This window comes from bacterium, from assembly GCA_035371905.1.
Taxonomy (GTDB): domain Bacteria; phylum Ratteibacteria; class UBA8468; order B48-G9; family JAFGKM01; genus JAMWDI01.
In genome coordinates this window covers 1-14,682 of the sequence record DAORXQ010000040.1, presented here as the reverse complement: position 1 = coordinate 14,682, position 14,682 = coordinate 1, and the positions used below count along the sequence as shown (strand labels likewise).

Sequence of the window (14,682 nt, the reverse complement as noted above, 5' to 3'; positions counted from 1 at the left end):
CATGAGTTTAAAGAAAAAATGGATGAAATTAATAATACATACAATTTAAAATTTGGAAGAGATGCCACAGATGAAGAACTTGCCAGGGAATTGAAACTTCCTTTGAATATTGTTAAAAAATTTAAAAAATATTCTGATGATTTAACAATTATTTCCTCGGATTATTATAATGGAGAGAAGGATGTAGACCTTTTTGAGTTAATAGATACAACAGGAAAGAAAACAGAAAAGTTCTGGGAAATTTTAAGAAATAAGGATATCTTAGATAAAATATTTGAGAGAATAAAAAAGAAGGAAAAAAGAGCAAATGTTGATGTATGGTGTAAAGTTTTAAAATTGCATTATGGACTTGAAAATGGTATACAATATAGTTATAAAGAAATAGCAAAAAAACTTGGGGTAACAAGACAGAGGGTACATCAGATAAAAAAAATATGTTTAAAAAAATTAAGAAAAGAATGGGAGGAAATGAAAAATGAAGGATTTAAAGAGTTTAATTCGGACAATCCCTGATTTTCCTAAAAAGGGTATTCTGTTCAGGGATATTACACCAGTTCTTCAAAATGCAGAGGCGTTTAGAAAAGTAATAATGACTTTTAAAAAAGAAACACCGCAAGATGTTACAAAAGTTATTGCTATTGAATCAAGAGGATTTATTTTTGGAGCATCTCTGGCTTACTTACTTGGAGTTGGTTTTGTTCCTATCAGAAAGTCAGGAAAACTTCCATGGAAAAAAGTCAAGATGGATTATGACCTTGAATATGGAACAGATACAATTGAAATACACCAGGACGCTATAGAAAAAGGAGAAAAAGTTATACTTGTTGATGACTTGCTTGCAACAGGTGGAACTGCTCTTGCTTCCTGTAAACTGATAGAAAAATGTGGTGGTATTGTTGAAAAAATATTATTTCTTGTTGAACTTACAGACCTTAATGGCAGAGAAAAACTTAAAAACTACGATGTCTTTTCCATAATTAAGTTTTAAGATTTAAGACAGAGCGGGACTCTTCAAATAAGGCCCATTTCTATCATTTTTTCTGCAATCTGAATAGCATTTAAGGCAGCGCCTTTTCTTATATTATCAGCCACCACCCACATATCAAGAGAATTTTCTAATGCAGGATTTTTTCTTATTCTGCCAACAAAGACCTCATCTTTTCCGGAAACAAACAGAGGCACAGGGTACAAACTTTTTTCTGGCTGGTCAATTACTTCTATTCCAGAAGAATTCTTAAGTATTTCCCTTGCTTTTTCAACATCAACTTCTTTTTCAAACTGTGCGGTTATACTTTCAGAATGACCGTTAAATACAGGAACTCTCACTGTTGTTGCTGAAACAGGTAAATCAGATAAATTCATAATTTTCCTTGTTTCTTTAATCATTTTGACTTCTTCCGTATAATAACCCTCATATTCATCACTTAAAGAACCTATTTCAGGGATAACATTTCCAAAAATTTGATATGGATAAACTTCATTTACAATTCTTTCTCCTTTTACATAACTTTCAACCTGCTTACTTAATTCTTCAACTGCTTTTTTTCCTGTACCGGAAACTGCCTGATAGGTTGAAACAATAACCCTTTTTAAATTAAATTCAAGGTGCAATGGATAAAGTGCAACAACCATTTGAATTGTTGAACAGTTTGGATTTGCTATAAAACCCTGATGTTTTTTTAAAGCATCAGGATTAACCTCAGGAACAACAAGTGGTACTCTATCATCCATTCTGAAATCAGCACCATTATCTATTACGATACAACCCATTTTAACCGCTTCCCATCCAAAAAGTTTACTTGCACCTTTTTCACCTTCTGTTCCTGCAAAAAAAGCAATGTCAATACCTTTAAATGATTCTATTTTTGTCTCTTCTATTTTAAAAATCCTTCCCGTAATTTCTTCTTCCCTTTCTTTCGTTGCAAGGATTTTTAAATTTTTAAACGGAAAATTCCTTTCAATTAAAATTTCAACCATCTTTTTACCTACCATACCGGCACCAACAACACACACATTATAATTTCTCATTTCTCCTCCTCCTGTAAATCTTTCAAATGAAAAATATTTTTTGCAAAAAGGCCTGCTAAAATTGCTTTGATAATATCAAAAGGAATAAATGGTAAAACTCCAATAAAAATTAAATCTTTTAATCCTTTATTGACAAAAAATTTAAGCCAGATAATTCCAGTAAAGTATATAATTAAAGTTGCAAAAATCATACCGGAAAGTTTATTCTTTTTTTCAGAAAAATAACCTGCAATATATGAAGCAAAAATAAATCCCACTAAATAACCAGTAGTCGGTCTTAAAATTCCAGAAGTACCGCCATAAAACCATCCAATTCCTGAAATTCCACCCAGAAAATAAAAAATCTGTGATAAAGAACCAAAATTTTTTCCAAGTAAAATTCCAGATAGTAAAACTGTAAATGTTTGCATGGTTAAAGGGACAGGAGTGAATGGAAGTTTTATATAAATCTGAGCAGAAAGACCTGTTAAAATTGAAAAAATAATTGAAAGCAAAATTTTTTCAGTTAATCCAATTAATCTGTATATCTCAAAATATTTATCCCATGTTTTTATCCAGATTTTTTTTATCATAATTTTCTCCTTTAAAGTTCACCTATTATTTCCTTTAATTTTGTTTCATCTCCCTTTTTTGATATAACTGCAAGATATGAATTTTCTTTTTTATATATATCTTTTGCAATTTCTTCCACTTCTTCCTTTTTTACTTTTTCAACTTTTTTAACTATCTCATTTATTTTTTCCATTTTTTCTTTCAGTAATTTCTGTTCTCCAATCCATAGCATATATTCAAGATTATCCTCAAGTCCCATTAAAAACTGTGATATCAAAAACCTTTTTGCTCTTTCTACTTCATCTTCTTTAACTCCCTTTTCTTTTATTTCCTTCAATTCTTTTACAATTTCAACCATCGCTTTTTCAAGATTTTCACCGGATACACCAGCAGAAATATTATAAATTCCTGTATCTTTGTACTGTCTTATAAAACTTCTTATTTCATAAGCAAGTCCAAGATTTTCCCTTATTCTGTTGAATAATCTGCTGCTCATATTTCCACCAAGAATTACATTTAAAATAGATAATGGGTATTTCCTTTCGTCCTGGTAAGAATATGTGAAACCTCCAAATGAAATATGTGTTTGTTCTGTATCTTTTATTAAAAGTTTAACTTTTGGACCATTATCTTTTTTATCCCATTTTTCAAATTGATTTTCTTTTTTTCTTTCAATCCCATCAAAAAATTTGTCAAATAACTTTTTCATTTCTTTAACTTCAAATTTTCCTGCAACACTTACAACAATGTTTGCTCCTGAATATTTTTTATCTATATAATCAACAATATCCTCTCTTTTTATTCTTGTTAATGTTTCAGGAGTTCCTGCTATTGGCATACCAAGAGGATGTTGTCCAAAAATCAGAGTATCAAATAATTCATGAACATATTTTGCAGGTATATCCCTGTACATATTTATCTCTTCAATAATTACATTTCTTTCTTTTTCAATATCCTCTTCTTTTAAAAGTGGATTTTTTATCATATCAGATAGAACATCAAAACTTAAATTTAAGTATTTATCAAGAATTTTAATCCAGTAACAGGTTCCTTCAGCAGATGTAAAACCATTAAAACTTCCTCCAACTCCTTCAATCGCTTCCTTTATTTCATTACAACTTCTATTTTTTGTTCCCTTAAATAAAAGATGTTCAATAAAATGTGAAATACCAGCATATTCAGGGTTTTCAAATCTACTTCCTGTTTTTATGAATACACCAACAGCAACAGAATGAAATTCTGGAAATCTTTTATAAATAAGTTTTACTCCATTTTCTTTTTTATATTCATACCAGTCCATTTTTTTCTCCTTGACATATTTTTTTTGAGTTTTATAATACCATAAAATAAAGAATTTTAAAAGTTCAAAAAAAGGAGGTAAAAATGAGAATAGGATTTATGATGTCGTATGATAAAGAAAGAGTTGAGTTTGCAAAAAAAGTAGGATTTAAGAGTTGTGAGTTGAGGGTAGGAGTTAATGATGATTTTTTCCCTGGTAAGGATGGATGGGAAACAAAGGCAAAAGAGGTTGTTGAGTATTATAAAGCGAATGATATAAGAATTTCCTGTTTGGCTGGATTTTATGTTAATCATATGGACCCTGAGAAAGAAGAAGATTATAAAAAACTTGTCAGAAATGTAATAATTCTTGCTGAAAAAATGGGAGTTCCTGTTGTTGCTGGTTTTTCAGGAAGAATTGTGGGAAAACCACTTGAAGAAAGTATTCAGAAATTTGTTGAGATATGGAGTGAACATGCTAAATTTGCAGAAGCCCATGGAGTAAAGATTGCTTTTGAACACTGCCCTATGGGATATTTCCATACACCATGTAATGGAATAAATTTTATGTCAACTCCAAAAATGTGGGAAATTGGATTTTCAGAAGTTAAATCAGAAGCAATTGGACTTGAATGGGACCCGAGCCATTTGATATGTCAATTTATAGACCCAGTAATCACAATAAGGGATTTTGGTAAAAGGATTTATCATGTTCATGCAAAAGATGCACATATAAACTGGGATATAGTGAAAAAATATGGTATATGGCATCATGGAGCAATTGAACACTGTTTCCCTGGACTTGGAGATACTGACTGGAGATTATGCATAAAAGAACTTATAAGAGCGGGATATAAAAATGACTTAAACATTGAGGGATGGCATGACGCTGTATATCATGACAGAGTAGCAAAAGGTAAAGAGGATGAAGGTTTGATTATCGCATTCAGACATTTAAGTCAATTTGTTGTTCAGGATTAATTTAAGGAATATAATGTTTTTTAGAAGGACTTGACATGAAGAAATTTTTGAGGTAATATGTTTGTTGAACAATTGAACAAAGTATAAATAATGGAAAAAGAAAAGATTTTTAAGACAAAATTAGAAGTATTAAAAGAAAAACTTCTCTATGAAATTTTTAAAAAAAATCCAGGGGAAAAACTGCCGACCGAACATGAACTTGCGAAAATTTATGGAGTTAACAGAAGTACAGTAAATAAAGTTTTAAGTTTACTTGAAAACGAAGGACTTATTGAGAGAAAAACAGGTATTGGTAGCATAATTAAAGAAAAGAATGAAAGAAGATTAAATTACAGAATTGGTGTTATTGTAGAAAGAAGTTCAGGACATGTTTATGAATATTTAACAAGACTTATGATAAAAAAAATTCAGGACAGTAGATTCTTTTCATTACTTGTTGACCTTGGAGAACCAACAGATAAAATTCTTTCCCATCTTGATGAAATACTTGAAAATAATCCTGAATTTGTAATAGTGGATGGAATTGGTTATTTCCCTTTTTGGTTTTTAAAAGAGAATATTTCTAAAATAAGAAATTTGATTTTTATAAACAGATTTGAAACTGATTTAAAACTTAATGCTACATACATTTTAAGTGATTATGAAAAAGGTGGTTATATAGGAACAAAATATCTCTTTGAAAAAACAGGAGAAAAGATACTTATAGTGACGCAGAGCAATCCCTCTTATAGACCAAATATAGATGAGGAGAGGTTGAAAGGTGTTAAAAGGGCTTTTGAGGAATATGGAATTGAATTTAAAGATGAAAATTTAATTGTTAATAAAAATGAGAAATATTTGAAAGAAGCAATTAGAAAAATTTTTGAAAAAGAAAAAGAGATAAGAGGTATTTTTACATTTGCTGATAATGTTGGAAGACAGGTTCAGGAAATACTTGAAGAATTAGGAATGTGGCTTGGAGTTGATTATATTATGGTCGGTTACTTCAATACAAGCCACTCAATTGATTTTTCTCCACAATTACCATCAATATCAATAAATGAAAAAGGACTTATTGAAAAACTCGGGGAAGTTTTGAATACCGGGTTTCCAAAAGAAATTTTTAAAGTTGAACCTATTCTTATTGAAAGAAAAATAAGAGAAAGGGAGGTGATATCATGAAAGAAAAAGGGTTCACGTTGATAGAACTTCTTGTTGTAATAGCAATCATAGCAATTCTTGCAGCAATGCTTCTACCTGCTCTTGACCAGGCAAGGAAAAGGGCTCAAATAGCAACCTGTATGAGTAATTTAAAACAGATTTATGTTGCTCTGAGTATGTACAGAAATGATTATGATAAATATTTTCCAACTGCCTATGAACCAAGAGCAAACTCATGTTCTGCATCTTTAACGCTCTTAACAGGTCAATATGTTTACTATAATTCTCCTACAAAAGAAGGTCCTGATTATCTGAAAAATTATAGTTTATTTATATGTCCAGCAAGCAGTAGAACACAATCGCCAACAGGAGTTGCTGACTGGATGAATTGTTCTTATGCATATGCAAGGAATTTTGCTGAAAAAAATGAAAGAGAACCAAAAAAATATGCCATTATGGCTGACTTAAAAGGTGACTGGCAGTATTATGATACAGGAAAACAGGCAAATATACTATGTGGTTATTTAATAAGGAATCAGAGTTACATGCCAAATCATTCATTTGATGGAGTTAATATCCTTTTCCTTGACGGTCATACAGAATTCAGAGGAAATACAGGAACTAAAAAAGACCAGTGGGGAAACAGAATGAGTGTTTTGAATCTGGCAGATATAAGTAATATTGCAACAGGAAATACAGACCCATATGCTTTATTTTATCCATTAGGATTTTAAATTAAAGGAGGTGGTATTATGAAAAGAAATGGCTTCACATTAATTGAATTGCTTGTTGTAGTTGCGATTATTTCAATTCTTGCTGCCTTATTACTTCCTGCTTTAAATTCAGCAAGACATAAAGCACGACTTGCAACATGTATGAATAATTTGAAGCAAATTGGTATGTGTATGAGGATGTATATTGAGGACTGGGAAGGATTTATTCCACCGAAAAATGACGGTGTTCCAATTAACTGGTTACTCGAATCAAATATTGGAACAGATAAAGGAGGACCAAGTGGAAATAGTAATACACCTCATCGTCTTGCACTTTTAAGATGGAAATATGATTATAATTTGAAGAAATGGGTTTCTTCTTATGCTACAACAAATAAGCTTTTTTTCTGTCCTGGGATTGACTATAAAAGGTCTAAACTTTATAATTATGGAAATAGTTATTGGATGGCAAGAAACTGTGGATATTCTTATAGTTGGAGAGGTGCATCTTTCTGGGATGGTCCTGTTTTAATTTCATATCCAATATCAATTAAATTTGACCAGATTTTCAATTATAAAAGATATCATCCAAATGGATGGCTTGCTTGGGTTGCATGTCCAAGGAGTGATTTAATTAAAGACCCTGGAGCACCACATCAGGATACAGGTGTTAATGTTCTATACTATGATGGTTCAGTTAAATTTTTACCTCATAGGAAAGAAATAGTTTCCAATATAAGTGTGGATTACAATACTGATGGAGATGCATGGCTTGGACAAACATATCAATTCTGGTATTATGCAATTGATAGTTATCAGAAAAAATTTTAAGAATTAAAAAGGAGGCAGAGATGAAAAAAATTTTAAAAGGAATATTTTTTATCTTTCTTTTATTTTTCAATTTCAGTTGCTCATCTCAGAATAAGATTAATGTGAGTTTTACAAAAGAAGGGGTTTTGAATCTTTCATATAAAGATATTGATTTTGTAATTGAAGGAAAGCCAGATTTAAAAGAAATTGTTTTTGAAAAAATAGGGAAAAATGAAAATGGAGAGAGGGTTTATAATTTTGAGAAATTTAAGGATAAACCGGTAAATACAGAATGGAAAGAAAAAGAAAAAACACTTATTTATAATTATCCGTGGGGAAGTATAAGTTTTCAGTATAATAATAAAGGTAATAATTTTGATGTTGTTTTAAAAATTTCAAATAAAAGTGAAAGAACAATTGCAAACTTTGATATAGGAATTTTGAATTTTATTTTACCTGAAAAACAGGAAATAAAGTCACCTTTTGATTTCTGGTGGGGACTGGGATATAAAGTAGTTAGAAAAAGTGGTAATTTTTATGAACTTGATACGCTTGAATCTCCTGGTGTAATTGAAGTTAAATTTGGAAAGGAAAATTTTACAGATAAATTTCTTTTAACATATGCATCAGTTTATCCACCTTTAAATTATGGTTTGAGAAAAAATCAGAATCAATGGGAGTTTTATATAAAAGGAGGTATTCTTGCAGCAGAACCAAAAGGTGTTTTTATTCCACCTTTGGGATTGCCAAGAATATATTCTGGTAAAGATACTGTTTTTGAATTTTCAATAAGATTTTCTGATATTAATTCAGATACAGATATAATTGTTTCTGATGTTTATAAAAAATTCAGAGATTACTGGCAACCACATCTTGAATGGAATGATAGAAGGCCTATTGGAATGATAATGCTTGCAAGTAGTTGGGAAGGACATAAATCAGCGACAAATCCAAGAGGTTATTTTGCAGATAAAACAATAGATGTTTTTTCTCCTGAAGGAAAAGAAAAATTTAAAAAGATAGCAATTGAACATGCTAAAAGGTCTGTGAATGTTTTAAAAAGTATAAATGCACAGGGAATGATTGTTTGGAATATTGAAGGAGAAGAAAATCCACATCCAATTACATATATAGGAGACCCAAGGATGTTGAAAATACTTGGTCCTGAAATGAATGAGATTGCAGACGAATATTTTAAAATTTTCAGGGATGCAGGATTAAGGACTGGTGTTTGTATAAGACCAACACAAGTATATTTTGATGAAAATGATAAAAAATGGAAGCATGGAACAGGGTCCCATGGGCCTATGAGGAATCCACTTAATGATGATTTTTCTGAAATATGGCCGAAGGATTTACCATGGTGGCAGTTTTTTCCTATTGCTGAAAGATTATCAAGGAAAATTGAATATGCAAAAAAGAGATGGGGTTGTACATTATTTTATATGGATACAAATGGAATATTTGCACCGGTTGGAGAAAATGTTAATAAATTTGAATGGATTTTACTCTGGACAGAAGTTTTAAGGGAAGTGAGAAAAAAGCATCCTGATGTTCTTATAATTCCTGAATTTCCTAAAGGTTCTGCATCATGGAGTCAGATTGCACCATATTCTGAATTAAGAGGTGGGATTGTTTCAACTCCTCCTATTATAAGAAAACTTTTTCCTCATTCATTTAGCATTATAAATGTTGCTGATGGACCAATTGATAAAAGAAGAGATGAAATTGTTAAAGCGGTTAAGGAAGGAGATATATTGATGACTCATGGATGGTGGATGCCAAAATTTACTGAAGAAGTTGGGAAAATATATAAAGAGGTCTATAAAGAAGGTGCAATAAATCCCTGGGAGTAAAAATTAAAATAAACAGGAGGAAAAATGAAAAGAAGTATTTTTTTGATATTTTTTTTCTCTCTTTTCTTTTACAAATTTGTTTTTTCTGAAGAATTTATTCCTCAGATTTTAATCCCTTATTCAGAAAAAGCACCTTTGATTGATGGAATTCTTGATGAAAAGGGATGGGAAAAAGCGTGTGTTATTACAGGATTTGTAGGTGCAACAGGACAGTTTGGTGGGATAATTGTTCCTGAAATTGGTGTTAACACTTTTGCTTATCTAATGCATAATAATGATAATCTTTTCGTAGGGATTGTTTATAAAAATCTTGAAAGGAAACCTTCAAAAAATTATAGAAGACGAGATGAGCCTGTTTATCTTGATAATCCTCAGGTGGAAATATGGTTAACACCACCTACTGAAGGGAATGTTAAGTGTTATCAGATGATTGTGAATGGTTATGATGCCGTTTTTGATGCTGAACATATTCCTTCCTTAGGAGTTGAAAGAACTATATGGAATGGAAACTGGATTGTTAAGTCATCATATAAAGATAAAAAATGGATGGTTGAAATTTCCATTCCATTTGAAAGTTTTGGAATAAAGGATATAAAAAAGAATAATGTATGGAGAGGAATGATTGGAGTTGCATGGCCTCAGTGTTCATTTCCATATACATATGGATGGTATAAAAATTTTCAGGCACATGCACAATTTATATTTTCACAGACAGAAACCTGTTCAAAAATAACTGACCTATCATCACTTCTTGAAAATAAATTGAAAACAGAAGTTGAAATAATAAATGGAGAAAATCAGGAAGAAAATTTTAATATTCATGTTGAAGCAGGAAATTCAGTTGTTTATGATAAAAGTTTTAAATTAAAAGCAAAGGATAAGATAAATATAAAAATAGATGAAATATTGCCTGAAATTCAGAAAAATACAAAACAAATTTTTTTAATTAAAATTGCAAGTTCTGGTAAAACACTCTTTTTAAATAAATGGAATTATTCACTCTACCAGCAGGAAAGAAAACCAGAAATTAAAGTTGAGGAAGAAAAATGGCAGATGAAAACAAGGGTTAATTTTGCTCCAATTTCACTTGCTCTTTATACATGGTGTGATATTCTTGATTATCCTCATATTGATAAACTCAAAAGTGTTATATTTGAAGTTGTTTCACCTCTTGATAAGGTTATTGTAAGTAAAGAAGTTGAAAAATTTGAATATGATAGTGCTGAAAGTTATATCTGGCTTCCAAAAGATTTAAAATATGGAAAATATAAAGTTTATACAAAATTTCTTAGTAAAGAAGGAAAAGTACTTGAAGAAAAAATAGATACATTTGAGCATAAGGATTTAAAGAAAGAATTTGTCTGGCTTGGAAACAATTTTGGTAAAAATATTAAAGTTGCTCCACCTTTTGAAAAGATAAAAATAAAAGAAAAAGATAATGTAATTCTTGAAGTTTGGGGAAGAGAGATAGAATTTAAAGGAGTTTTTCCTGAAAGAATAAAGAATCAGGGTAAAGAAATGCTTGCAGGAAATATTGGACTTTTTGCTGAATTGGAAGGAAAATTAATACCTGCAATTATTTCAAAACCTATAAGAATTACAAAGAAAAGTGATGAAAGAGTTGAATTTACAGGTGAATATAAAATAGGAAATATAAATTTCAAAATAGATGGATATATGGAATTTGATGGGATGATTTATTATAAGATGCTTGTTAATGTTCCTGAAAAAGAAAAAATTTCCTTTGATAGAATATATCTTTCAATTCCTGTAAATGAAAATTATGCAAAGTATTACTTTTCAACCGCAGGAGGATGGAGTCCTTCCTATGGTGAGATAGGGAAGGAAAATAAAAGTGTATGGAAAAGCGACGAAATTGCTGATTTTGTTCCTTATATCTGTTTAACAGATGATGAAATTGCAATACACTGGTTTGCTGATAATGACCATAACTGGATACTGGGTAAGGATTTTCCAACTGCTGAAATTTTGAAAAAAGATAAAATTGTTGAAATGAAGATTAATTTTGTAAGAAAAAAGGGTGAAATAAAAGATTTTTCAGCGGATTTTGGTTTAATTGCTTCTCCTGTTAAACCTCTACCTTCTTCTTGGAGAAATGCATGCCTTGATTTCAGACCATTTGCAAACAGTAAAATAAACTTTTTTTATGGTCCTGGTCACGGAGGTTGTCCAATAGACCCGCATGATAGCGAAAAACTTGCAAAGGCAATGGGTGTTTATCAGGAAGGAAAAAATCCAGATGAAATACTTGCTAATCTTCCTGAAAATTATATTGATTGGTCAAATCCAGATGTTTTAAAAAATGCTGAAAAGATCCTTGGTAAAAATAAAAATGGTGTTGAATTTATCAAAAACTGGGATAAGGCAAAAAAAGACCCAAATCCTTACAAGGTCAAAAGATGTTATTTTTTCAATGCAAGTATGTACTTTGAAGGATATAAATCAAAAGGTTTTTCCACATTTTTTCCTGCCGAATGGACACTTATCCCTTCAAGTTGGTTTCATTTAACACCTGTTGAAAGTTATAGAGATTTTTTTGCTTTTTATATGGAATTATGGTTCAGACACTGGTTTGTTGAAGGTTTTTATTTTGATGAGGTTTACCATGGTCCTGACTATAATGTATTTAATGGAAACGGGAAAATTATGGAAGATGGAAGTATAAGACCATCTATTCCATTAATGCACCAGAGAGAATTTATGAAAAGGATGAGACAGTTATTTATTGACCATAATAGAGAACCTTTTATCTGGGTTCATTCAACAAATTATATGTCACCTTATTCAATTTCACCTGCTGATGTAGCAATGTTTGGAGAGGATAAAACTCCAATTCCAGGAAGCGATATTATAGAGACAATCCCCTCTTTATTATTAAGAACTCTTGGCAGGGCGCAGAAATTTGGTTTTATACCTGTGTGGATGGTTCAGGTAGGAAGAAGTGGTCTTTCGTGGGGATTTTTTGGAAGGCAGACAGTGGGTTGGTTCTGGATGCATGATGTTGTTCCTGAATATCATACAGCAGTCAGAGGGAGACCTTTAATTGTTTTAAGACAGGGATGGGGAATAGATAGAGATGATGTTAATTTTATTCCTTTCTGGGATAATGAGGAATATGTTAAGGTAAGTGATGATAAATTTATTGTAAGTATATGGACACAACCAAAAGGAAAAGTTTTAATTCAGGTAATGAATCTTCACAAATCTGAAGAAAACAAAACTGATGTTAAAATTACACTAAATACGAAAAATTTAAATCTTAACAAAGAATTTAAAATTTATGACCTTGAAAGTGATGAAAAATTAATTGAGTGGGAGAATAATTTAAGGGAAGCAGAAAAACTATATAATCAGGACCCTGTAAAAAATAAAGAGAGGATTAAAGAATTAACAAAAGATTTACATAAATTGCCTGAAACTATAAAATTTGATATTTCAAATTTAAAACTTATATCACAGAGTCCAGAATTTAAGATTTCAGTCCCTCCTCGTGATTTTAAAGTTTATATTATTGAGTAATTTTTGATACAGAAAAACAAAAAATTATTTTTAGAGTTTTTAATGAAGCAATTACAATATTTACAAAAATTTGAAAAAGGTTAAAATAATTGAATGACATCAAAAGAAAGAGTTAAAAGATTAATAGAAAGAAAGGATATAGATAAAATTCCACTTGGTTTTTATGTTGTTGACTATGATATTATTGAAAGAGTTATTGGAAGGCCAACATATGTAAGGAATAAAGTAAAATCACAGATTGCACTTTGGGAAGGAAAGAGAAATGAAGTTTGTGAAAGTTATAAAAAAGATACAGTTGAGTTTTTTAAAAAAATAGATTGTGTTGATATATTGACATTTAAAGAAGCAGGTATTTTGCCTACTGAAAATTACAATCCTCCAAAAATAGAAAAAATAGATGAAAACACATTGAAAGATGAAAATGGAAGAATTTATAGAATTTCTGAATCAACAAATGAGATTTCATGTATTTATAATCCTGATAAAAATAAAATAGATATAGATACATACACACCTGATATGTTCAAATTTTCTGAATCTGACCTTAAAGAACCAGACCAGTCAATTTTTCAGGCACCTGATTATCTGATTGAAAATTTTAGGGATGAAAAATTTATTGCAGGAACTTCAGGAGGTATAACTGCTTTTACACTTATAGGAGGAATGGAAACAGGATTGATGTTATATGCTTTAAAACCAGAAGTTATAAAAGCAGTAAATGAAAGAAATGTAAAAATACAGAATTTTCTTGATAAATTTTACATAAGAAAGGGACAGGATGGAGTTTTACTTGAACAGGATATGGCAGGAACAAAGGGACCTTTTATTTCTCCTGATATTTTTAGTAAGGTATGTTTTCCATTTTTAAAGAAAAGGGTTGAAAATATAAAAAAGTATGTACCATATGTTTTTCTTCATAACTGCGGTAATAATATTCCTTTGATGGAAATGTTTATTGAAGCGGGAATTGATGTTTATCAATCATTACAGACAAATGCTGGTATGGATATAGAATATTTAACAAAAAGATTTGGAGATAGAATTATTTTTTGGGGTGGTATTTCAACAGAAATTCTTATAAGCGGGACAATGGAGGATGTCAGGAAAAATATAAGAGACCTTATTGAAAAGTTTAAAAAGAAGAATTTAAGATTTATAATTGGACCAAGCCATTCAATTGCCTATGGTGTAAAATATGATAATTTTATGACCTTAATTGAAGAATACGAAAAAAATGCTTATCTTTAATCCTAAAAATTAAAATGGATAATAATATTATTTTCCCTGATGAAAATATTTCAGAAGTTTTAAAACTGGAATCCTTTTCTCTAACAATTAACCATTTATTTGAGATGATGAGGATAAAAAAAATTATCTTAAATCAGAACTTCTGGGTGACTTTGTTTTTTATTATGTAAGAATTAAAACTACTTCTGACAATTTCGCCTGGTCGAGTCCTTTCTTCTTAAAATTATGAATAGTGAATTTTGAAAAAATTTTTGCTTTGTTCTAAATATGGTATAATTATTCCAAATATGGAACAAAATTTACTTTCAAAAGGAATAGATGTTCTTGAAGTGTTGAAAGAGGCAGAAGGTTATTTATCATTTATAGAATTACAGAGAAAACTTAAAATTCCCAGAACAACCCTTTACAGAATTTTAAAAACTTTCATAAGCAGAAATTTTATAATTTATGAGGATAAAAAATACAAACTTGGTTATGGATTTTTAACTTTTACAAAAAAAATTTTATCTGAAATTCCTTTAAGAGAAATAACAACT

At 30.2% G+C, this 14,682-nt stretch carries 13 protein-coding genes; 10 read left to right on the top strand and 3 right to left on the bottom strand.

The window, feature by feature from the left end; all coding sequences use genetic code 11:
• Together PKV21_05615 and PKV21_05610 are read left to right on the top strand one after the other, a co-directional pair.
• Positions 1–513: sigma factor-like helix-turn-helix DNA-binding protein (locus tag PKV21_05615; protein HOM26966.1), on the top strand; the 513-nt coding region annotated here is incomplete at its 5' end.
• A complete protein-coding gene (locus PKV21_05610) occupies positions 476–988 on the top strand; it encodes an adenine phosphoribosyltransferase (protein HOM26965.1) in 513 nt (170 codons plus the stop codon). The genes PKV21_05615 and PKV21_05610, both read left to right, overlap by 38 nt.
• Before the next feature lie 23 nt (positions 989–1,011).
• Here the strand turns inward: PKV21_05610 and PKV21_05605 are convergent, their stop codons facing one another.
• From PKV21_05605 to PKV21_05595, 3 genes are read right to left on the bottom strand one after another with little or no spacing between them, the layout of a single operon-like run.
• Entirely contained in the window at positions 1,012–2,028 is a 1,017-nt protein-coding gene (locus tag PKV21_05605) for an aspartate-semialdehyde dehydrogenase (GenBank protein ID HOM26964.1), read from the bottom strand.
• Positions 2,025–2,600, bottom strand: a complete 576-nt coding sequence (locus PKV21_05600) for a biotin transporter BioY (GenBank protein ID HOM26963.1) — start codon at positions 2,598–2,600, stop codon at positions 2,025–2,027. Before PKV21_05600 ends, PKV21_05605 begins: the two co-directional genes overlap by 4 nt.
• Before the next feature lie 11 nt (positions 2,601–2,611).
• On the bottom strand, positions 2,612–3,880 hold the full coding sequence (locus PKV21_05595) for a pitrilysin family protein (GenBank protein HOM26962.1): 1,269 nt from the start codon (positions 3,878–3,880) through the stop codon (positions 2,612–2,614).
• An 83-nt stretch (positions 3,881–3,963) separates the two neighbouring features.
• On the opposite strand from PKV21_05595, the gene PKV21_05590 reads away from it, so the two are divergent.
• The 8 genes from PKV21_05590 to PKV21_05555 form a co-directional block, all read left to right on the top strand.
• Positions 3,964–4,839, top strand: coding sequence for a sugar phosphate isomerase/epimerase family protein (locus tag PKV21_05590; protein HOM26961.1), 876 nt, complete (start codon positions 3,964–3,966; stop codon positions 4,837–4,839).
• 90 nt (positions 4,840–4,929) lie between these two features.
• Positions 4,930–6,000 (top strand): GntR family transcriptional regulator, encoded by a 1,071-nt coding sequence (locus tag PKV21_05585; GenBank protein ID HOM26960.1) that lies wholly within the window; start codon positions 4,930–4,932, stop codon positions 5,998–6,000.
• The gene (locus tag PKV21_05580; protein ID HOM26959.1) at positions 5,997–6,713 is read left to right on the top strand and encodes a prepilin-type N-terminal cleavage/methylation domain-containing protein; all 717 of its coding nucleotides are present in this window, start codon (positions 5,997–5,999) and stop codon (positions 6,711–6,713) included. Before PKV21_05585 ends, PKV21_05580 begins: the two co-directional genes overlap by 4 nt.
• 18 nt (positions 6,714–6,731) lie before the next feature.
• Complete coding sequence (locus tag PKV21_05575) at positions 6,732–7,523, top strand: DUF1559 domain-containing protein (GenBank protein ID HOM26958.1); 792 nt, start codon at positions 6,732–6,734, stop codon at positions 7,521–7,523.
• Between the two features lie 20 nt (positions 7,524–7,543).
• Positions 7,544–9,358, top strand: a complete 1,815-nt coding sequence (locus PKV21_05570) for a hypothetical protein (protein HOM26957.1) — start codon at positions 7,544–7,546, stop codon at positions 9,356–9,358.
• A gap of 24 nt (positions 9,359–9,382) precedes the next feature.
• On the top strand, positions 9,383–12,898 hold the full coding sequence (locus tag PKV21_05565) for a DUF6067 family protein (GenBank protein ID HOM26956.1): 3,516 nt from the start codon (positions 9,383–9,385) through the stop codon (positions 12,896–12,898).
• Between the two features lie 93 nt (positions 12,899–12,991).
• A complete protein-coding gene (locus tag PKV21_05560) occupies positions 12,992–14,146 on the top strand; it encodes a uroporphyrinogen decarboxylase family protein (GenBank protein HOM26955.1) in 1,155 nt (384 codons plus the stop codon).
• A gap of 287 nt (positions 14,147–14,433) precedes the next feature.
• On the top strand, positions 14,434–14,682 hold a 249-nt coding region (locus tag PKV21_05555), incomplete at its 3' end, for a helix-turn-helix domain-containing protein (GenBank protein ID HOM26954.1).

Bases quoted from the DNA above. Each gene is read 5' to 3' on its own strand.
- PKV21_05580 (HOM26959.1), top strand. From the start codon at position 5,997: ATGAAAGAAAAAGGGTTCACGTTGATAGAACTTCTTGTTGTAATAGCA.
- PKV21_05595 (HOM26962.1), bottom strand. From the start codon at position 3,880: ATGGACTGGTATGAATATAAAAAAGAAAATGGAGTAAAACTTATTTAT.
- PKV21_05565 (HOM26956.1), top strand. From the start codon at position 9,383: ATGAAAAGAAGTATTTTTTTGATATTTTTTTTCTCTCTTTTCTTTTAC.
- PKV21_05585 (HOM26960.1), top strand. From the start codon at position 4,930: ATGGAAAAAGAAAAGATTTTTAAGACAAAATTAGAAGTATTAAAAGAA.
- PKV21_05605 (HOM26964.1), bottom strand. From the start codon at position 2,028: ATGAGAAATTATAATGTGTGTGTTGTTGGTGCCGGTATGGTAGGTAAA.
- PKV21_05600 (HOM26963.1), bottom strand. From the start codon at position 2,600: ATGATAAAAAAAATCTGGATAAAAACATGGGATAAATATTTTGAGATA.
- PKV21_05570 (HOM26957.1), top strand. From the start codon at position 7,544: ATGAAAAAAATTTTAAAAGGAATATTTTTTATCTTTCTTTTATTTTTC.
- PKV21_05560 (HOM26955.1), top strand. From the start codon at position 12,992: ATGACATCAAAAGAAAGAGTTAAAAGATTAATAGAAAGAAAGGATATA.
- PKV21_05575 (HOM26958.1), top strand. From the start codon at position 6,732: ATGAAAAGAAATGGCTTCACATTAATTGAATTGCTTGTTGTAGTTGCG.
- PKV21_05590 (HOM26961.1), top strand. From the start codon at position 3,964: ATGAGAATAGGATTTATGATGTCGTATGATAAAGAAAGAGTTGAGTTT.
- PKV21_05610 (HOM26965.1), top strand. From the start codon at position 476: ATGAAGGATTTAAAGAGTTTAATTCGGACAATCCCTGATTTTCCTAAA.